We start from the raw sequence: 20,688 nt of genomic DNA on the forward strand, positions 1-20,688 counted from the left end.
TTGACCACCCGGTGCCTACTTGTAGAGATAACAAGGATCAATGACTGAGCAGCCCCAGGACACAGCGCGTAAAAACGCACACACGCCTCGCCACTCCCGGCACATCCACTCAGCGTACCCGCGCAAGCCGCTACGCCAATTTGGATCCAAGCCGGTGAAGACCGTCCTGGCAGCTCTATCCGCATTCACCCTACTGGGCACGGGCGTGGGGTACGCCACCGTCGGTAACCTCAACCATGAATTAGCGCAGGCCAACGGTCTCGACCTCGGATCGCAGCCCGATGGCGCCACCGACATTTTGCTCGTCGGCGTGGACTCACGCACGGACGCACAGGGCAATCCGCTGACGGAAGACGAAATTAAGATGCTCCGGGCGGGTGATGAAGAGGCCACTAACACAGACACCATGATCCTCATCCGCATCCCGAATGACGGTTCTTCGGCCACGGCCGTCTCTCTTCCTCGAGACACGTATGTGTCCACCCCTGACCAGGGCAATATGAAACTCAATGGCGTGTACGGAACTACCAAGTACCTGGAGAGTCAAAAACTCTCGGGTAGCGGATTATCGAAAAAAGAAATAGAAGAACGGTCCACAGAGGCAGGCCGTAAGGCGCTGATCTCCTCCGTGGCGGATCTCACCGGCATTCACGTGGACCACTATGCCGAGGTGGGTCTGCTGGGCTTCGTTTTGCTGACCGACGCCGTCGGCGGCGTCGATGTGTGTCTCAACGAAGCAGTCGACGAGCCACTATCCGGTGCGAAATTCCCGAAGGGACAACAGACCCTAGACGGCAAAGATGCGCTCAGTTTCGTCCGCCAACGCCACGAACTTCCACGCGGCGATCTCGACCGCATCACCCGCCAGCAGGCTTACATGGCCAGCCTGGCCAATCACATCCTGAGCTCGGATACCCTCACCAATCCATCCCAGATCAATCGACTCACCGAGGCCGTGAAGCGTTCAGTCGTTCTCGATGGCGACTGGGACATCATGGGTATGGCCACTCAGATGCAGAACCTGGCCGGCGGCAACGTGAGATTCGAAACCATCCCAGTCACCTCGTTGGACGGTACTGGCGACTACGGCGAGTCCATCGTCACCGTAGACAAGAACCAAGTGCACAAATTCTTCGAACACCTCGCCGGAGAAGACGAGAAGAAGTCCTCCGATAAGGAAGCCTCGGACAAGCACGACGGGGATAACGACAACTCCAAGATCGACGATTTCAACGCAAGCGATTACACCATCGACGTGCTTAACGGTGGCGAGGTGCCGGGATTAGCCGCGTCAGTGGGAACACTCGCGAAGAACTATGGTTACCGCACGGGTGAAGTGGGGAACGCTCCAGAATCCGGTATTTCTGAATCGCAAGTCAACGCTAAAGACAAGAACGATCCAGCGGCTCGTGCCATTGCTCGTCAACTGGGTGGTCTCAAGGTCATCGAAGATCCATCCCTGGGTGATAAAGAAATTTCCGTCACCCTCTCCGGCACCTACCACGGCCCTGGCTCTAAGGGGCCAAGCGATGCTCCCCTGCAGGACCCGAACTCCGAATTTGTCGGCACGCACACTGAGGGTATGAAAGACCTCGACGGTGACGGTGTAGCAGACTCGGATTCTTCCTCTAACTCTGACCACGGCTCTGGAAACTCCACTTCCTCGGGGAATTCCGACGTGGTGGGTACCGAAGGTGTCGTCGCCGACAAACCTCAACTCAACCGCCCTATCGACGCCGGTTCCAACGCCCCAATGTGCGTGAATTAATCTCCAACGAAAACGAGGGAATCTCCGCGCCAACCTCGGTATTGTCTCCATATTGTCGCCAGCGGTTTTCCCGCGTCGGCCTCGGTATTCTGGTGGGCATGGATCTAATCGCTCCCCTGCTTAGCAACCCGGCCGAACCCCGGCTGACCACATACACGGATGCCGGCCGCATGGAACTCTCCGCCGTCACTTTGGCCAACTGGCAGTCGAAAGTCGCCAACCTTCTCATGTCGATTGGCATCGGCGCCGGTGACGAGGTTGCTATCTCCGCGACGCCGGGATGGCAACCGGCGGTGATCGCTATCGGCTGCTGGCGCGTGGGTGCTTCCATCATTGACGCGAAGCTCTCCTCAATGCCCGATTCCCCTCCGTCCACTGCACGCGTACTTTTTACGGACTCTGTCGCCTTTGCCGAAGCTTTCGAGGCCAGTGAAGCAGGAGCGCAGATTGAAGAAGTCTACGTGCTGTCTGACGACCCTTTTGGTCGCGGAGTGGAGGAATGCGGCGGCGACATTCCTTTTGGTATGAACGATTTTTCCCCTGAACTGCGCGCACAGCCGGATGTTTTTCTCGGACCGGAACCCCAAGCTGAAAGCAACGATCTCCCAGTATTGGGCAATTACGCTCAACAGCTGAACCTGAACAATGGACAACGTGTCCTCTTGGAAATGTGGGATGGTGCCGAGGGGCTCAAGAAATGCCTCAGCCCTCTCAGCGTCCAGGGATCCGTCGTGGTCACCACAGATACCACTGACGAACGTCTCTCCCAGCTGGCAGACACGGAAAAGGCCCACGTCATCCCTCCAATCCGGTAGGAAGTACGACGCAGGCTGTTCCTCGGACGCATAAGTTCTAGAAGTTCAGGTGTACTCAGGTCTCACCGCGCCCGGGATACCAACTGCGAGCTATTGAATATCTCTCTTCTGGTTGGATACCAAACCAATCACCACCGAGACGATCAGCCAGAGTGCTAAGACAGTCAGAGAATGACCGATCGATACACTCCCTCCTGGCATCAGTCCTTGTTCAGAGAGGGTGATGTCATTAACCACATGCCCTGGTGACCAGTGGTAGAGAAATTCCACCCACGTGTATTTCGATTGAAACGCCAGCAGGATGTTCTCGATGACCAAAATCCACACCAGTGGCAGAGTCAGACCTGCCACTCGGTTACGTGTCAAAGCCGCCACACCTGCACCAATCAATGCGTAGACGGGCATGGCAATCGCATTAGCCCACATGGCCGTAAACGATCCACCGACAAATTCAGTACCCGGAGCAACGCTCGCGATAAGCCAAGCAATGGCGCCACCAGCTCCCCACAGGACCAGGAGCATGACAACTAACAACACATAGCGTGCGGTTAGCCACTGCCAGCGCCCTTTCTGGGTGAGGAATGCATGGGCATTCATCTTGCTGTTGATTTCCTGTGCAGTCGACGATGCGCCGTAGACCACGGACAAGAGCAGGAAGATCGAGGCACCAGTAGCTATATCTGGCCACTGGAACGTCACGGTGTCTCCTGATTTAAACAACGCCATCAACGTGACCGGTCCAAAAAGGCTGCCAAGGAATAGAACGCACCACACCCAGGTGCGCCGCACGGTGACGTTTTTGACCCACTCAGACTTCAGGGAACGAAGGAATTGGCTGCCGGAGCCTACGGGCGATGTCCCCTTCATAGATAGGGGAGCGTTCTGTGTTTTCTGGGCTTTCTGTGTCGCTGAGGTATTCATTGCTACTGATCCTCCGTCGGGGTCTGAGTGCGATACTCTTGTGCATTCGCGGTAGCGGCCAAGAAGCGTTGTTCTAGATTGGCTGCCACGGTATTGAGCTGTGTGATGAGGTAGCCCTGAGACAATGCTGTTTGGGCAATGTGGGTTCGGATTTCTGCGTCGCTCTGCCCCTGGGGGATCTGCACGCTGAGAACCCGGTCCATATCAACATCGACGGTCAACCCTTCGCGCCGCAGCTGTTCTGCCAGTAGGACCGCCTCACGGGATTCCACCACAATCGTGGTTCCCTCAGAGAGGAACTCGTCCATGGTGAATTCACCAATAAGCTCACCACGACCAATCACCACCAAACGATCAGCGGTTTGTTGCATCTCGGACAGCAGATGAGAGCTGACCAGTACCGCCCGACCGTCGCTAGCTAACTGGCGGATAACACGACGTATCCAGCTCACGCCTTCCGGATCCAAGCCGTTGACCGGTTCATCCAACAGCAGATGCTGTGGGTTGCCCAGCAACGCTGTGGCCAGACCTAGGCGCTGCTTCATGCCCAGGGAATAACCTCCGACCTTGCTTTTCGCAGCTTGGGTGAGGCCGACTAATTCGAGGCACTCGTCTACCCGTTTATCGCTGATCCCCGCCCCCGATGCGATGGCACGCAAATGGTTTCGCCCTGAGCGTTTGGGGTCGAACCAATAGGAATCCAATACCGAGCCGGCGACTGCAGCTTTGCGATCCAGCGCGCTGAACGCCCCGCTGTACGCTTCCCCAGTGGAGTATGTGCCGCTGAAGTTCACATGTCCACTGGTGGGAGCATCGAGTCCCAGCATGCAGCGCATCGAGGTGGATTTACCGGAGCCATTTGGCCCCAGGAAACCTGTTACTTGGCCATCCGGAACGTGGAAATTCAAATTGCGGACGGCAGTTTTCTTTCCATACCGCTTGTGTAGATTCTCAACCGTGATCATGGTGTCTATTATTCTGTGCAGCCCCTCGACGCACATCGGACTGAAGTACCATTTACGCGGCAATCAAAAGGTCACCTCAGGGTATGAGGCTCGGTAAGAACCCCTAGGGGTCAGACCTATCGCCCGTCGGATATACGGCCCGACGAAGATCCCAAAAAGTCCCTAGGGGTGACGCCGGTAGTCCCAGGGTATGGGACACGACAATAGAGGCAGACGGCAAACGCCTCAGAAGGACTCTTCGGAACCACTATCGCTCTTCACGGCCACTATCGAGAAGGCTCTGCTGATCCACCAGCCCATGTTTGAACGCGAAAAGCACGGCATGCACTCGGTCGCGAGAGTTAGTCTTCATAAGAACGCGCCCCACATGGGTTTTTACCGTGGATAAGGAGATATATAGTTCATGGGCTATCTCTTGGTTGCTGTGGCCTTGAGCCATGAGCACGAGGATTTTCTTTTCCCTCGGTGTGAGTGGTTCAGGCAGCCCTAGCGTCGGATCTAAATCTTCTTCCTGCACCGACGCCGGCTTCCCCTCCCCGGAGTCCATAACGGAGGGAGAGGTTGTGTCTGAAGTCCCTCGTTGACGCACCTGCCGGAGCAGCCGCGCAGTAGCCTTCGGGCTGATAACCGCGGTAGATTCCCCAACTGTGCGCACTGCGGCGATCAATTCTTCCGGTTGTGCATCCTTCAGTAGAAAACCACTAGCGCCCGCTTCTACGGAGTTCATCACATAGTTGTCTGTATCGAACGTGGTAAGCATGACAATCCTGGTTGGCTCACCCGCGGGGCCCAGGGGGCGCATCTGCACAATCTCTTTGGTGGCAGTGATTCCATCCATGACGGGCATCTGCACGTCCATGAGAATCACGTCTACCGGCTGGGATTGGGCTAATGCGCAGGCTTGCTTTCCGTCCTCCGCCTGCCACATAACGTGCAGGTCATCCTGGGAGTCGAGGACGAGAGAGAAACCAGCGCGTACCAGCTGTTGATCATCCACCAAGCCCACGGTAGTAACTGTCTGATTCGTGGAACTCTGTATGGAGCTATTCATGGTTCTACCCTAACTACATGAGTGCGGTATCTCGCTGCACTCACTATGCGAGTGCCGTAGCTCGATCACGCGCAGGAGCTACTTTCCTAGAGGAAGCTCAGCGGTAACATTCCATCCCTGCGGGTACAGCAGTGACGGACCCCATGAAGCACTACCTCCGTGCACGCGCAAGCGTTCCGCAATCCCCGTCAGCCCGTGCCCGGTTCCTCCCAAAGACTCCTCACCCGGCGCGTTATCCACCCGAATGCGCAACTGATTTTTCTCCCACGCGAGGCAGAGTGTCACCTCGACCGCACCAGCGTGTTTCATGATGTTCGTGAGGCACTCTTGAACCACTCTGTAAATGGTCAGTTCGCGAACCTCATCCAGCCGACGGGGAGTCCCCTCGGTTTTATATTCCACCCTTAAACCTGAATGCGTGGCGTCGTAAATCAGATCAGGAATACCCGAAACACCCGGTGTTACGGTAACAGCACGTTCCTCCGAGGATCCGTCGTGAAGGACAGACAACAAAGAACGCATCTGTGACAGCGCATCCCGGCCACGTGCAGCGATGGTATCCAAGGCCTGAATGGCCTTTTCTGGATCCGTACGACCGGCATATCTTCCCCCGTCGGCCTGTGCTATGACCACCGTCAGCGAATGTGCCACAATATCGTGCATTTCCCGCGCGATACGGTTGCGCTCAGAGACTGTCGCGAGTTCTGCACGAGCCGCAAGCATCTGCATATGTTCGTTCCTGTGCGCTGTCTGGCGGCCGATCATTACGGCTAATGCCACGCTCACACAGACCAACACCACGATGAATACCAGGCCTGCGACGTAATCTTTCGCAGTCCCATTAAATATGCCAACATATTTCTGCCACCACCCCATCCAAGCGATAGAGGCGAAAGATCCGACAAACAGCAGCGTTAACCATGCCTTTGTCCTGCGCTGAGTAAAAGCAACGATGTACCAGGCTTCGTAGCACACCACCAGGTATGCGATCACGTACCAGAAAGTTCCCGAAGCGCCAATCAGCGCCAACCCCGCCGCAGTTAGCCACAGCCCGGAGTTGATCCTCCAACGCTGAACCAGAAGACCTATATAGCTACCGGCCACACCTGCGTAATACAGCCCGAAGCCCCACGGGAGCATACGTCCATCTGCGATCTCCGCGTTGGCCCCTACACCAAAGAGGAAAAAAATAACGGTCTGGATAACAACCTGCACCCACAGGGTGGGATCCTTCCACCATGGCTGTGCGCTATCTGCTAGCGGGTACTTCTGCGACATAGTCACTCAGCTTATGAGGTTGACAGCCGTGCCGCCTCCACCTGAAGTATGATTAGCCCCCATGGCAGACGTTAACTTCGACCACGTGTACATCCAGTACCCCGGCTCCGAGCGTCCGACGGTGAAGGACTTGAATCTCCATATCGCCGATGGCGAATTTTTAGTGCTTGTCGGCCCGTCGGGCTGTGGAAAGTCCACAACTCTCCGGGCGCTTGCGGGTCTTGAGGATACCTCCGGCGGCCACATCTCCATCGGTGGTAGGGATGTCACCGGAACTGAGCCGAAGGAACGCGATATCGCAATGGTGTTTCAGGACTATGCGCTCTATCCACACATGACCGTCGCCGAAAACATGGGTTTTGCGTTGAAAGTTGCCAAGACGCCGAAAGATGAGATCACACGGCGCGTAGGCCAAGCCGCAGAAACACTCGGCCTCACCGAATTCCTCGACCGCAAACCGAAAGATCTCTCCGGAGGTCAACGCCAGCGTGTCGCCATGGGGCGTGCCATTGTCCGCGAGCCCCAGGTATTTCTCATGGATGAGCCACTGTCTAACTTGGATGCCAAGCTCCGCGTTCAGACCCGCGCCCAGATTGTGAAACTCCAATCCTCCTTGGGGGTCACTACCGTATATGTGACTCACGACCAGGTGGAAGCTATGACTATGGGTGATCGCGTGGCCGTACTGAACTTCGGCGAACTGCAGCAAGTCGCCGACCCGAAGGAACTCTATGACCGTCCCGTCAATGCTTTCGTTGCGGGCTTTATCGGCTCTCCGTCCATGAACCTGCTCGAGACACGTGGTCCTATCGCCGGCTGGGATGTAGAGCTTCCCGCCGGCTTCGACGATAAAGACATCATCGTCGGTATTCGTCCCGAAGGCCTCACCGTCATCTCGGATTCTGCTGTTGATCTCGACGCCACCTCGTCCTTATCCCACTCCTCCGGTATCCGCGGCACGGTGGACATGGTTGAGGAACTCGGAGCAGACTCTTATGTCTATGTAGATACCCATTATGGACAATTGATCGCCCGTGGCCATGAGACGGAAGCGTCACCGACCATTGGTTCTACCGTGCACATCGGTATCGCTCATGGCGCCACAGTTCACTTTTTCGATGCCGCCACGCAACAGCGCATCGGTAACTAATCCTCGGCCCTGAGGCGCGTCACCAGTGTTTTTACCGTCGAGCGTTGGTGTATTTCCCCACGATCAGGTGAAGAACAGAAGAATTCTCCCCCTCGCGTTTCTGTGAATGCGGGGGTATTTCTCTGCCAGCTCCCTGGCCAAAGAATGAAAAGTCCTTCGTCAGACAACTATGGTGAATGCAGGCATGCGTCGGCTCCTTGTATTCGCTCTCCGCAGATCGGATGGGGCGGAAGTCGGCGTGGAATACCGTGGAATACAAGGAAAGGCTCTCTATGGCTGTGCATAATAAGAAACTTCTCGCAATCCTGGCTGCATCCGGACTCGCTCTCACTGCCTGTTCCGATTCCGGCGACAACCAGGCCTCCCAGGAGGCAAAGAATACCGACGGCCGCGGTGAAATCACCTTCGCCATGGGCAAGAATGACACCGATAAACTCCGTCCCATTATCGATAAATGGAACGACACCCACCCTGAAGAAAAGGTGAAGCTCCAGGAACTCGCGGGCGAGGCCGATGCCCAGCGTGACACCCTCGTGCAGTCCCTCCAAGCCGGCTCCTCTGACATCGACGTCATGGCTCTCGACGTCGTCTGGACCGCTCAGTTTGCGGCCAACAACTGGCTCGCACCCCTGGACGGCGACCTCGCAGTAAAAACTGACGGTCTTCTTCCAGCAACTGTTGAATCTGCGACCTACAACAACAAGCTCATGGCACTGCCGATGAACACCAACGCGCAGCTGCTCTACCGCAACACCGACGAAGTTCCGGACGCCCCTCAGAAGTGGGATGACGTCGTGAAAGCCTGCAAGGCAGTGAAGAACCAGGACTGCCTGACCATGACTCTGAAGCAGTACGAGGGGCTGACCGTATCCACTGCCGCTTTCATGGATGGTTGGGGTGGAAGCATCCTGAAAGACGACGGCAGCTCTAACGTGACATCTGACCAATCGAAGGAAGGCCTGCAAGCTCTGGTAGACGCCTACAAGGACGGCACCATCGCCAAGAACTCCAAGGCTGCAACGGAAGAGGAAACCAACCTGGCCTTCACCGAGGGCAAGACCGCCATGGCTGTGAACTGGCCATACATGTACACCAACGCGGAAGCTGAAGAATCCGCCGTAAAGGGCAAGGTAGAAGTCACTCCGTTGGTCGGTAAGGACGGTGTAGGCACCTCCACGCTCGGTGGTTACAATAACGGCATCAACATCCACTCCGAGCACAAGGCCACTGCCCTAGACTTCATGAAGTTCATCATCAGCGAAGAAAACCAGAAGTCTTTCGCGGAAGCTTCGTTCCCACCAGTTCTTGCATCTATCTACGACGATGCAAGTCTGCAGAAACAGTTCCCTTACCTTCCGGCACTGAAGGCCTCCCTGGAACACGCTAAGCCGCGTCCAGCGTCCCCAATGTATGACGAGCTGTCCAAGGCCGTCCAGGACAATGTGTCCGCTGCCCTCAGCGGCGACAAGTCTGTCGACGATGCAACAAAGGACATCGAGTCCGCAATCAACAACACTCAAGGCTAATCCCCTCGTCGAGCGTCGAATACCTCACTATGAGGAAGCATTAAGTGCGTCACTATGAGGAAGCTTTGAGTGCGTCTCTAGGAGAGGAAAGGTCTACGGCACGTGAGGTGCCCGTAGACCTCTTTCTCTTTTATCGGGGTGCCGGAACGTTTGACTTTTCTGCCACCGAACCCCGACAACCAAGTATCGTGGACAAGTACGCTGCGCTCCCCGCACTGGGGAGACAAACGACAGGAGATCTCTAGCGTGTCCGCTACTAGCACCACACCGCAGAGCGTGTCTGATACCAGGGATGAACACGCGCCTTCAGCACGTCCCATAAAGAAGCGGGACTGGCGTCCGCTCTGGCTAGTTGGACCTTCCATGCTGCTGTTAGCACTAGTGATTGGCTACCCGGTTGTTCGCGCCGTGTGGCTGTCTTTCCAAGCCGATCGCCACTTGGATCCAAGCACTGGCATGTTTGTAGACGGTGGTTTCGCCGGATTTCAGCACTACCTGTACTGGTTGAACAACCGGTGCATGACCCCCTCGGGACAGGTAGCAGAGTGTGCTCCGGGGCAGCTCGCCACCGACTTTTGGCCGGCGCTGAAGATCACATTGTTCTTCGTAGTAGTCACAGTAGCTCTGGAAACCGTTCTGGGGCTCTGGATGGCGATGGTCATGAACCGTAGCTTCATTGGCCGTGGATTACTCCGTGCGGCGGTTCTTGTCCCGTGGGCTATCCCCACAGCTGTTACCGCAAAGCTCTGGCAATTCATCTTCGCTGAACAGGGGATTGTCAACGAACTTCTGGGCAAGCACATCGCATGGACTACAGACCCCTGGGCGGCGCGTATTGCCGTGATCATCGCCGACGTGTGGAAGACCGCACCTTTCATGGCTTTGTTGATCCTCGCAGGGCTCCAGATGGTGCCAAGCGGCGTATATGAGGCGGCGCGCGTGGACGGTGCCTCCAAATGGCAGCAATTCACACACATCACGCTGCCTCTCATCAAACCGGCTCTGATGGTTGCCATTTTGTTCCGTACCTTGGACGCGCTCCGCATGTACGACCTGCCAGTCATCATGATCTCCGAATCCTCTAACTCCCCTACTGCCGTGATCTCCCAGCTAGTCATCACCGGCACCAAACAAGGCAACTACAACTCGGCATCCGCGATGTCCACACTAATTTTCCTGCTCATCTTCACCGTGGCATTCATCATGGTGAAGTTCCTAGGCGCAGACGTTGGGGGCACCCAAAACATGCCGAAAACCACTAGGAAGACCTCATGGTGGCGTCGAAAGAAAGACACGGACGACGCGCAACGATCCCACTTCTCACTACGCGAAGCCGCAAAGCAACCAGCACGCACATCTGCCGCTCACTCCACAGACGTGACCACCCCAGGAGGCGCACGATGAAAACCGTACGTAACTACGTGGGAGTAATTTTCATACTCATCTGGGGTTTGGCACCGTTCTACTGGATGGTGGTCACAGCCTTCCGCGACAAGGCATACACTTTTTCAACAAATCCTCTGCCGAGCCACATCACCCTGGATAATTTTTCCGATGCCCTAGCCACCGACGCAGGCAATAACTTCCTCCGAGCCATTGGCAACTCTCTGATCATTGGCCTCGCCACCACTCTCATTGCCCTGGCGGTCGGCGTGTTCACTGCTTACGCACTGGCTCGTGTGGAGTTCCGTGGGAAGGGATTAGTCACCGGAATTATCCTGGCAGCGTCCATGTTCCCCGGTATTGCACTGGTCACTCCGCTGTTCCAGTTATTTTCTCGCATCGAATGGATCGGCACCTACCAAGCACTGATTATCCCGAACATTAGCTTCGTTCTACCGCTGACGGTCTACACCCTCACTAGTTTCTTCCGAGAACTCCCCTGGAAGTTGGAAGAAGCAGCGCGAGTAGACGGGGCATCCCGCTCGGTGGCTTTTCGCAAAGTAATTCTTCCCTTAGCTGCCCCGGCTCTCTTTACCACAGCGATTCTTGCTTTCATCGCTACATGGAACGAGTTTATGCTGGCTAAACAGCTTTCCACTACGGCAACCGAACCCGTCACCGTCGCCATCGCCCGCTTCTCCGGAGCGTCTGCCTATGAATTCCCCTATGCGGCAACCATGGCCGCGGGCGCTCTCGTCACCATTCCGCTGGTAATTATGGTGCTGATATTCCAGCGCCGCATCGTATCCGGACTCACTGCCGGTGGCGTGAAGTAGAACCCATGACCGCAGATAATCGCGAACCCACGGATCCCATCAACAACGCTGACCCGGACGCACGACGGAAAAAGCTGGTCTGGGAGTCGCTGTTGGGATTCGTGGGTTTCTTTACGTTCATGGCGCTATGCAACGCTATATGGAACATTCTCCAACCGGAGCCAGCGATCGTGCCCTCAATAGTGCTGCTCCTATTACTCGTGGTAACAGCTTTGGCGTGGAAAGGCTACAGCCGCTATCGCTAAAAGTGGCGTTGGCGAGACTGCGCCGGCACAACGCCGTCACGCTAACGAGTGGAGGGCATCAACACGGACACCCCACCTATCCACGCAGTCACGCCAACAAATAGAGCCTTGGCCTAGAAACGCACCTTCTTCTCATACACCAGCTTGCCGTTAACAAAACGGGTGAGGAACGCCGGAGACATGAAGCTGGCGTTCAGCAAGAATCCCGGCTGAGCGCCCACAGGATTATGCACCTTTGCCGGTACACCACGTCCCCTTGTTACCACCTTAAACACCACATCAGCCACATCTTCCGGTGTCTTCTGCACTCCAAGCCGATCCATTCCCACCGTGTGCTCGTTTTCAAGCATGCCGGTCTTCACGTAGAGCGGAATAATATCCGAGACCTGCACCCCATGGCCGTCCCACTCCACCTCCAACGCTTCGCTAATGCCGCGTACAGCGAACTTGGTTGCGGAATAGGTTGCCATGTCAGGCGTTCCGTAGATGGCCGACGCACTGCACAGATTCACCAAATGCGCTCCGCGAACGCCGTTACCCCCTTGACGCGACGCAGCCTTCTTCAAGTAAGGGAATGCCGCACGGGCACCGAAAAGCACACCCTTAACGTTGATGTCCACCAAGCGAGCATCTGCGTCAAAACTGCCCTTTTCCACGAAATCGCCGGAGTAGAGCACCCCCGCGTTATTGACCACCACATTGATGGCTCCACCATGGCTCTCCGCAAACTCCTCCAAAGTGCGCTGCCATGCGTCAGCGTCCCGCACGTCGAGCTCCCCCCACGTCACGTTAGCTGCGGACTCTGCCCAGTCAGACAGCCGTGCCACATCCACGTCATAGGCCCCCACAGACCACCCAGCCTGCGCAAACTTTTCGGCAATAGCGCGGCCGAATCCCTGGGCCGCGCCGGTGATCACGATTGATCCGCCTTTGAGCTGATTGGAACGAAACTTCGACAGGACATTTTTCACATCAAACATAAGAAGCATTATTGCGCAGTCCTGGCGTCGACAAAGGAAAAAGAGAAAAAAGGGAGGAAACAGCAACCAAAAATATAATGGGTGACCCCACACTCACAGGTTATTAACCGGAAAAAGACATAGCGCGCTAATCTTTCCCACACATGTAAAAAACTGCACTCTGTCCCAGACACACACTGCACTCGCGGAGAAGCCTATGTCATCCCAACGATTTACTCACTCGCTGCTGTTCAAGATCATCGTCGCGATCATCTTGGGCATCGTCTGCAGCCTTTTCTTCCCCACATGGGCCGGAAGAATCTTCGCCACACTCAACGGCCTCTTTAGCAACTTCCTAGGCTTCTTCGTCCCAGTACTCATCTTCGCCCTGATCACTCCGGCAATTGCCAACTTAGGCAAGGGAGCCGGTAAGTGGTTGGGTATAACAACAGGCATCGCCTACGGTTCGACCATCTTCTCCGGCCTCATCGCCTACGCCACCTCAGTGGCGCTCTACCCCACGCTGCTCGCCGGACAATCCGTCTCCGCTGCCTCTGACATTGAGGAAGGCGCACTAAGCCCCTTCTTCAAAGTAGAAATGGCTCCGCCCATGGAAGTCATGACAGCGCTTCTCCTATCTTTCTGCGTGGGCCTCGCCATGACCGCAGTGCCCTCCGATAGTCTCCTACGCGGCGCTAACCAGCTACGAGAAGTGGTGATGAAGGTCATTGAAAACTTCATCATCCCGCTGCTACCGATTTACATCTTCGGCATCTTCGTCACCATGGGAATGAACGGCAACCTGGTCTCCACCATTTCCATGTTCCTCAAAGTCCTCGTGGTCGCCATCGTCGGTACGCTCATCCTGCTGTTCATCCAGTACCTACTGACTGGCCTGGTCACCGGCGCCAACCCTCTCAAGGCTCTGAAAAACATGTTGCCCGCCTACGCCACCGCTCTCGGCACATCTTCTTCTGCCGCGACCATCCCAGTGACCTACAAATCTGCCCTGAAAAATGGTGTAACCGAATCCGTCGCAGGCTTCGTTATCCCACTGTGCGCCACCATTCACCTCGCCGGTTCCATGATGAAGATCGTGCTGTTCGCCTTCGCGGTGATGCATATGTCCGGCGAACACGTCTCCCCCGGGTTAGCCATCGGATTCATCCTCATGCTGGGAGTAACCATGATCGCCGCACCTGGTGTGCCAGGGGGGGCCATCATGGCAGCCGTGGGTCTGCTAACTTCAATGCTGGGATTCACCGACGAACAAGTGGCGCTGATGATCGCTGCGTATATCGCCATTGACTCCTTCGGCACCGCTGCAAATGTGACGGGTGACGGAGCGATAGCCATGGTGGTCAACAAATTTGCTCGAGGAAACTTGAAAGCTAGTTCGTCCGCCAAGCGTTCAAGCGACGCTTTCTGACCCCATCCCCCACCGGGACAACACATAGCAACCTGGGCAGTTCCTCAGCCAACGTCAAAGAACTTGAACCAACGGGATAGAGCCACAACCTACGGCGAGAAACTACAGCCAACGGGGATAGAACCACGAACCAACGGAGCATGGCCACAGTTCGGAAGCTAGTTCTAGTTGAGGATGCCACGGGCTTTCCACAGCATCAATGCCACAAACTCACGCAAATACGCAGAGGGACGAGCATCCACTGGGGTGACCGAACCAATCACCATAAACTCCACCTCTACTTCCTCTCTCAGCAGCTCAGCGACAGTAACAGCGGTCATCTCTGTCCGCTGCACATGAAAATCACTCGTTACCACTCCAATTCTCAGAGGCCTCCCCGCTCCCAGATCCGCCGGAGCATCCTCACTGGCTAGAAGCTGCTGCACAGAAAAACGCAGATTCTCGCGGGTATTCGTCGCTCGCGTTTCCTCGCGCAAGTAATTGTGATTTCTGCCTAACACAATGCCGTAGTGATACGCCGCATAAGCCACCATGGCCCAGGCCTCAGACACACGCTCGTCCGGCCCGCGCCCGCCCGACATGATCAGCGGAACCCCGCAGGGTACCGCCATCACAGCACGGCGAACACGACTCGCCAACAAAGGCCCGGGGCGCTTGCCCACCAAACCCGCACCCAGGACGATCACTGCGTCGAGCTGTTCGTGAAATTCTCGACGCCGAGTGCGGGCAAGGCGCCGGAGAAAGAGTATGAAGCACACCAAGACCACACACCACACGGCAATACCCACCCCCGCCACGACACGCAGCGGCACCGAGCCTAAGGACAGCACAACTACCGCACCGAAGATCAGCGAGAAGTAATCAGCAGCGGCAATAGTCATCTCAGTATGCAGCCAACGGCGCTTATCCCCCGTGCGCAACATGGGAACAGACAGCATGGAGGCCACAATCATAGGCACAAAGTGCACCACGTAGGCCACGGCAAATGGCCAGCCCCATGGACAGAGTATCGCAAGAAGGCACCACAACAGCTCGGCTGCAATGAGCGCCACCAGGCCGATACCCGACCAGCGTTTCACACGGTTAAGGACAGCACTCAGCGGACCGCTGCCCGGCCCCTGAGCAGATGTGTTTTTCTTAGTTGGAATAGAAACTAGCTTTCACCCATCAGCTTGTTTTGCAAAGAGGCGTCCTTTTCCATCACCTGTCGGCGCATCTCTTCCTGGTACTCCACCATGCGCGCCATGAGGTTCTCATCCGCGACGGCCAAAGTACGCACCGCTAATAAACCGGCATTCTTAGCGCCGTCAATGGAGACAGTGGCGGTCGGCACACCAGCTGGCATTTGAACGATGGACAACAAGGAGTCCAGCCCATCCAAATTCCCTAAAGCACGGGGCACGCCAATCACCGGCAATGGCGTGGCGGCCGCAATCATGCCTGGCAAGTGTGCGGCGCCGCCTGCACACGCAATGATCACCTTGATGCCTTTGGTGTGGGCAGAGCGGGCATAGTCCAGCATGCGTTCCGGTGTGCGGTGTGCGGAGACCACCCCAACCTCCATGGGGATGCCGAACTCTGCCAGAACTTCAGCAGCGGGTTGAACCGTGGGCCAGTCGGAATCGGAGCCCATCACGAGCCCTACCAGTGGGCTGTGTGGAGTGTCGGAGAGGTTGTCAGGAGAGGTCATTGGAAGTTGCCTTTTCTCTTAGCGTGTTGTGTGAGTCGTCCAAACCTGCGTGTTCAGATCAGTCCTGTTGGTCTTCCCATTGGCCGGTGACTACGTAGCGAGCAGCGAGACGAGCGTTGGTGCGCAATTCTTCCACGCTCTGTCCTTCCTTGAGCGTCATATTTACGTGCCCCATCTTGCGGCGTGGCCTCCAGCCTTTGCCGTACATATGAATCTTTGCCTCTGGGAAGCGACGCCACACCTCATCCATTCGCTGGTGAAGAGGTGTACCAGGGTCACAATCTGCGCCTAAAACATTGGCCATCACTGTGCATGGCGCAATCGGTGCCGTACTTCCCAGTGGGCGGTCGAGGACGGCACGGAGGTGCTGCTCGAACTGGCTGGTTACACAGCCGTCCTGCGTCCAGTGTCCCGTATTGTGCGGCCGCATCGCTAATTCGTTGACGATGATTTCCGGCTGTCCTGCCTCATCGGTTGTTTCGAAAAGTTCCACGGCGAGCGCTCCGGTGACTCCTAGCTCAGTGGCCACATCCTTGGCTAACTGTTCTGCCTGACGCAGCAGCTCAACCTTGGTGTTAGGTGCGGGAGCAACGGCCTCGAAGCAGATGCCGTCCTCTTGGACAGATTCCACGACAGGCCAAGCCATCACTTCACCGGATGGGGTACGGGCGACCATCGCAGAGAGTTCTCGCACTAGCTGAACCTTCTTCTCCGCCATCAGAGGGGTGCCCTTCTCCAACAGCTCTTCCACTAGCTCAGTGGCGTGCTCCACGGTCGACGGGAACCAGACGCCTTTACCGTCGTACCCACCACGCCGCGCCTTGAGACACACATTGCCCGATGTTGCCTCGAAAAACCCTCGAATGTCCTCAACGGACTCTATAGCCATGAAGGGCGGAACTGGCGCACCCATTTCACGCAACCGCTTGCGCATGACCAACTTGTCCTGTGCATGGATGAGAGCCGCGGGCTGGGGTTGAACGTTAATGCCGGAGTCGATGAGTTCTTCGAGGAATTCATTGGGAACATGCTCGTGATCGAAAGTCACGGCGTCTGCATCCCGGCTCACTTCCTCAACATCCGCGCGTTGTGTGTAGTCACCGATCACGACATCCGGGGTGACTTGAGCCGTGGATGAATCGGCAGTTCCCGCCAGAACACGGATGGTCACCCCCAGCTCAATGCCTGCGGTGTGCATCATACGAGCCAACTGACCATCACCGATGACGGTGACCAGTGGGGAACCCGGCGCGTGTGCAGACCGGCGGGACAGGCTCCAATCCGCCGCCTGTTCTTTGGTGCTGTCTGTCAGTGTGCTGTTTGCCTTGGAAGAAGTCTCTTGTGCCACGTCCACTAACTATAGTGGCCGGATTTGTTTACGGAGTAGACGAGCGAATTTCTTCGCTTGGGGGACGTTATGCAGAACCAGTGGTAGCCGGGCTCCTATGGTGTATACCGCCACATCGGAGCCTCGGTGACGAGCATCGACGATGTGCTCTAAGGGAACTTCGCAAATCTCACTGCGCACATGTCCACTGGCGGTGATCAACCGCCGATCGGTGAGCACCATCCGGGTGCGGGAACGAAATATCAGATGGCGGATACAACGGGTCCAGGCTAGCCACGCCCAGGCGATGAGAAGTAACCGACGCAGCCAGGTCAACACCATCAAGGTCTGATCGTGAGGAAGGAGCTTTGCCACGAGGCTTGGGGGTGTGTAGGCCACGCCAAAATGGGCGACGGCGACTTTATCAAAGTAGGCATCAATGAGCCCAATCCCCAGCCACACCAGACCAGTAATAACTATGAACTCCAGAACGGGAAACAGAACGGAACGCCGATGTGGGCTCACATCAGCCAGCAGAGATTCATGGGGGGCAAAACTCACCTTGGCCATGTTTCGTATGTCACCGTCCTTTCCGCACCTATCCAGTCTGTCGGGTCTGCTCAAGTACTATTCGCCCACACTCGAAATGAGTCATTTTCTGCGATACGTGAGGTAACTACTCAGAGCTTTCACTATACGCAGTACCTCCCCGCGGTCGAACATGAATAACATCCCCAGCGGCTACGCTGTGTCTCCTCCCTTGCTCATCGATAACAACCAGCTCACCTCCATCGGAAATATCTACCGCGGTGCCTGCTAGTTCCTTATCTCCTGGCAACAGTACTTTCACGGCCGTGCCCAGGGTGGAAGAGAGGTGTTTATAGCGAGACATAAAGGTCATTGGTGCACCTCCCATCGCGCGGAAACGGGCCACATCCTCATGCAATTGCGTAAGTATGCGTACAGCTATCTCCTCTCGACTGGGCAGTGCGTTATCGGTCTGTCGTGCAGAAGCCGCAGGGCTCATTGCGGTTTCTTTTGCGACCACTTCTTTTGCGACCACGGTGGTCTCCGGTACTTCCTTAGCCGCCAATTCCCCATCTGCGGCAATCGGATCGCAGTGTGAATATTCGAGGGCAAGAGAGGTGGCATGAGGTACAGGCAATTCCTCAGGCATGAGGTCATAATTGACGCCGAAACCGATGACTACTCGTGGAACAGGCTGCAACTGTGGAACCTCGACTAGCATGCCTACCAGCTTGCGATTCTCCACCAGCACATCATTTGGCCATTTCAGCCTGGCAGGTAGCGCAGTGGCGTCGATAATTCCTTGTGTGATGGACAAACCAGCCACGAGAGGAAAGAGGCCGAGCCGCTCCATCGGAATCTCAGGACAGGTGAGTGAAACGGAAACAATGAGCTGCGCGCGGGCTGGCGCAGTCCACACACGCCCCATACGACCACGCCCAGAGATCTGTTCTTCGGCAATGCGCACGGTAGCGTTCGGGCAGTGGGGACGTTCAACAAGATCTGTGTTGGTCGATCCCGTTTGTTCCACCACCTCCACCACATATCCCAAAGGTTCTAAACGTCTGCGTAGAAGCTCTGGATCCAGCGACGGACGGCGTGGGGTTGCGCTGTTTCTCGCTGTATCCGTGGGCGCCGCCGAGGTATCAGTAGGCACGGGGCGCGTAGCAGCGGGCGGGGTTGCAGCATGAGAGGATGGCGAGCGTGGTGTCTTTCCTGCCTTGTTATCCATGGGCCAAGCTTAACCTAGACAAAACGGGCAGGTATATCATTGTTTCCGTCATATAAAGCCGTAGACTATTGCGCATGACTACCGCGGATACCTCTACAACTGCAGGCAAGATTGCCGATCTCAAGCAGCGCCTCGCCGATGCCCGCACCCCTGTTGGCGAGGATGCCGTACGAGCCACCCATGACGCAGGTCGCTTCACCGCCCACGAGCGGGTGGAAGCTTTGCTGGACAAAGGCAGCTTTGTAGAAATCGACGCCCTCGTGCGCCACCGCGCTACCGCTTTTAAGCTCGACAAGTCCCGTCCACTTACCGATGGTGTGGTTACCGGCCACGGCACCATCGATGGCCGCCCGGTGTGCATCTTCTCCCAAGATTCCACCATTTTTGATGGTCAGCTGGGTGAGGCCACTGGCGAGAAGATGGTTAAGGTTCTCGAGTTGGCCATGAAATCTGGGACCCCGGTGATTGGCCTGTATGACGGGACCGGCGTGCGGGCTAAAGAGGGCATCGTCACTCTCGAGATGTTCTCCCGTATCTACCGCCTCCAGGCGCAGGCCTCGGGCGTTGTGCCTCACATCGCGGTTGTGCTGGGTAAGGTGTCCGGCTCCCAGTCGCATGGGGTTGCACTCTCCGATGTTGTCATCAATGTTGCCGGCCAGTCTGGTGTATGCATGCACGCATCCGAGGAGCGTTCTTCTGTCTCCGACGCCACCTCTGGCCTCTCTCACATCACCGCCACCGACGAGCAATCAGCCCTGGATCTCGCCGCAGAGCTTCTCACCTACTTGCCGAGCAATAACCGAGCTATCACTCCCGAAGCGGAGTCCACCGCCGCTCGGGACGGTCACTCTCTAGACGTAGCGATACCCGATGCTCGCGATGAAGCCTTCGACATTACGCAGATCATCGCTGAGGTAGTGGATAATGATTCCCTGCTGGAGCTGCAACCAGTCCATGCGCCGAACATCTGCACCTGTTTCGCCCGTATTGATGGACGGTCGGTGGGAATCATTGCCAACCAACCAACCGAAAAGGGCGGCCAGTTGGATGCAGACGCTGCGGAAAAAGCTGCTCGTTTCATCCGACTGTGTAACACCTACAACTTGCCGCTCATCAGCTTTGTCGACGCCCCGGGCTTCGCCCCCGATACCGACGGCCCCGGAGCAGTACGGCGTACCGCCAAGCTCTTTTCCGCATCAGCCGATGCTTCTGTTGGGAAAATTGCCGTGATCGTCCGACGCGCATTTGGTTCTGCCTACCTAGCTATGGGTGCCAAGCGCATGGGAACCGATTTGGTATTTGCCTGGCCTACCGCGCAAATTGCTGTATCCGACGCTGTAGCTCTCTCCGAAATAACGGGAGTGGATGCTGCCCAACTCGAAGAGGACATCGTCAACCCCTACGCTGCTGCCGAGCGCGGCCTGGTCGATGCTGTGATTGCTCCATCTCACACCCGCAAACAGCTCATCGAGGGGCTGCGTTTATTGGAGCGCAAGGTAGAAGACGGCTACCCACGTAAGAACAACAACATCCAGCTCTAATCCGAGTGCATTCCCAATGTTCACGCCAATGAGCGCTCGCGTTGA

The 20,688-nt window shown here is 56.4% G+C and carries 19 protein-coding genes; 9 read left to right on the forward strand and 10 right to left on the reverse strand.

Annotated elements, in window-relative coordinates:
- The first annotated feature begins 40 nt into the window (after positions 1-40).
- Positions 41-1,768 carry an LCP family protein gene (locus GP473_RS07230; protein ID WP_185770223.1) on the forward strand — a complete coding sequence of 576 codons (1,728 nt, stop codon included), beginning with the start codon at positions 41-43 and terminating at the stop codon, positions 1,766-1,768.
- Positions 1,769-1,866: 98 nt separating this feature from the next.
- Positions 1,867-2,583, forward strand: a complete 717-nt coding sequence (locus GP473_RS07235; RefSeq protein ID WP_185770224.1) for a TIGR03089 family protein — start codon at positions 1,867-1,869, stop codon at positions 2,581-2,583.
- A gap of 90 nt (positions 2,584-2,673) precedes the next feature.
- Here the strand turns inward: GP473_RS07235 and GP473_RS07240 are convergent, their stop codons facing one another.
- From GP473_RS07240 to GP473_RS07255, 4 genes are all read right to left on the reverse strand, one after another.
- Positions 2,674-3,504 carry a hypothetical protein gene (locus tag GP473_RS07240; protein ID WP_186276774.1) on the reverse strand — a complete coding sequence of 277 codons (831 nt, stop codon included), beginning with the start codon at positions 3,502-3,504 and terminating at the stop codon, positions 2,674-2,676.
- Positions 3,505-3,506: 2 nt separating this feature from the next.
- Positions 3,507-4,469 (reverse strand): ABC transporter ATP-binding protein, encoded by a 963-nt coding sequence (locus tag GP473_RS07245; protein WP_185770226.1) that lies wholly within the window; start codon positions 4,467-4,469, stop codon positions 3,507-3,509.
- 247 nt (positions 4,470-4,716) lie between these two features.
- Positions 4,717-5,520: a response regulator gene (locus GP473_RS07250; RefSeq protein ID WP_185770227.1), complete on the reverse strand. Its 804-nt coding sequence runs from the start codon at positions 5,518-5,520 to the stop codon at positions 4,717-4,719.
- Positions 5,521-5,598: 78 nt separating this feature from the next.
- Positions 5,599-6,798, reverse strand: coding sequence for a sensor histidine kinase (locus GP473_RS07255; RefSeq protein ID WP_186276775.1), 1,200 nt, complete (start codon positions 6,796-6,798; stop codon positions 5,599-5,601).
- A 61-nt stretch (positions 6,799-6,859) separates the two neighbouring features.
- Between GP473_RS07255 and GP473_RS07260 the strand changes: the two genes are divergently transcribed.
- From GP473_RS07260 to GP473_RS07280, 5 genes are all read left to right on the forward strand, one after another.
- Entirely contained in the window at positions 6,860-7,948 is a 1,089-nt protein-coding gene (locus GP473_RS07260) for an ABC transporter ATP-binding protein (RefSeq protein ID WP_186276776.1), read from the forward strand.
- Between the two features lie 272 nt (positions 7,949-8,220).
- On the forward strand, positions 8,221-9,474 hold the full coding sequence (locus GP473_RS07265; protein WP_186276777.1) for an ABC transporter substrate-binding protein: 1,254 nt from the start codon (positions 8,221-8,223) through the stop codon (positions 9,472-9,474).
- A gap of 363 nt (positions 9,475-9,837) precedes the next feature.
- The gene (locus GP473_RS07270; protein WP_186277302.1) at positions 9,838-10,878 is read left to right on the forward strand and encodes a carbohydrate ABC transporter permease; all 1,041 of its coding nucleotides are present in this window, start codon (positions 9,838-9,840) and stop codon (positions 10,876-10,878) included.
- Positions 10,875-11,693 carry a carbohydrate ABC transporter permease gene (locus tag GP473_RS07275; protein WP_186276778.1) on the forward strand — a complete coding sequence of 273 codons (819 nt, stop codon included), beginning with the start codon at positions 10,875-10,877 and terminating at the stop codon, positions 11,691-11,693. Before GP473_RS07270 ends, GP473_RS07275 begins: the two co-directional genes overlap by 4 nt.
- A 5-nt stretch (positions 11,694-11,698) precedes the next feature.
- Positions 11,699-11,938, forward strand: coding sequence for a hypothetical protein (locus tag GP473_RS07280; protein ID WP_186276779.1), 240 nt, complete (start codon positions 11,699-11,701; stop codon positions 11,936-11,938).
- A 113-nt stretch (positions 11,939-12,051) separates the two neighbouring features.
- Here the strand turns inward: GP473_RS07280 and GP473_RS07285 are convergent, their stop codons facing one another.
- A complete protein-coding gene (locus GP473_RS07285) occupies positions 12,052-12,918 on the reverse strand; it encodes an SDR family oxidoreductase (RefSeq protein WP_185770233.1) in 867 nt (288 codons plus the stop codon).
- Between the two features lie 196 nt (positions 12,919-13,114).
- On the opposite strand from GP473_RS07285, the gene GP473_RS07290 reads away from it, so the two are divergent.
- Positions 13,115-14,326 carry a dicarboxylate/amino acid:cation symporter gene (locus GP473_RS07290; protein ID WP_186276780.1) on the forward strand — a complete coding sequence of 404 codons (1,212 nt, stop codon included), beginning with the start codon at positions 13,115-13,117 and terminating at the stop codon, positions 14,324-14,326.
- A gap of 164 nt (positions 14,327-14,490) precedes the next feature.
- Here the strand turns inward: GP473_RS07290 and GP473_RS07295 are convergent, their stop codons facing one another.
- The 5 genes from GP473_RS07295 to GP473_RS07315 all read right to left on the reverse strand — a co-directional run bounded on the left by GP473_RS07295 (position 14,491) and on the right by GP473_RS07315 (position 19,102).
- Positions 14,491-15,405 (reverse strand): YdcF family protein, encoded by a 915-nt coding sequence (locus GP473_RS07295; RefSeq protein ID WP_185770235.1) that lies wholly within the window; start codon positions 15,403-15,405, stop codon positions 14,491-14,493.
- Positions 15,406-15,479: 74 nt separating this feature from the next.
- On the reverse strand, positions 15,480-16,016 hold the full coding sequence (gene purE / locus GP473_RS07300; protein WP_185770236.1) for a 5-(carboxyamino)imidazole ribonucleotide mutase: 537 nt from the start codon (positions 16,014-16,016) through the stop codon (positions 15,480-15,482).
- Between the two features lie 58 nt (positions 16,017-16,074).
- Positions 16,075-17,289, reverse strand: coding sequence for a 5-(carboxyamino)imidazole ribonucleotide synthase (locus GP473_RS07305; protein WP_246395006.1), 1,215 nt, complete (start codon positions 17,287-17,289; stop codon positions 16,075-16,077).
- A gap of 84 nt (positions 17,290-17,373) precedes the next feature.
- Positions 17,374-17,913 carry a hypothetical protein gene (locus tag GP473_RS07310; RefSeq protein WP_185770237.1) on the reverse strand — a complete coding sequence of 180 codons (540 nt, stop codon included), beginning with the start codon at positions 17,911-17,913 and terminating at the stop codon, positions 17,374-17,376.
- 106 nt (positions 17,914-18,019) lie between these two features.
- The gene (locus GP473_RS07315; RefSeq protein WP_185770238.1) at positions 18,020-19,102 is read right to left on the reverse strand and encodes a biotin--[acetyl-CoA-carboxylase] ligase; all 1,083 of its coding nucleotides are present in this window, start codon (positions 19,100-19,102) and stop codon (positions 18,020-18,022) included.
- 74 nt (positions 19,103-19,176) lie between these two features.
- Here GP473_RS07315 and GP473_RS07320 point away from each other — a divergent pair, with 74 nt between their 5' ends.
- Complete coding sequence (locus tag GP473_RS07320; protein WP_186276781.1) at positions 19,177-20,643, forward strand: acyl-CoA carboxylase subunit beta; 1,467 nt, start codon at positions 19,177-19,179, stop codon at positions 20,641-20,643.
- Positions 20,644-20,688: the final 45 nt, after the last annotated feature.

Origin of the sequence: Corynebacterium anserum (assembly GCF_014262665.1) — a bacterium.
Taxonomy (GTDB): Bacteria; Actinomycetota; Actinomycetes; order Mycobacteriales; family Mycobacteriaceae; genus Corynebacterium; species Corynebacterium anserum.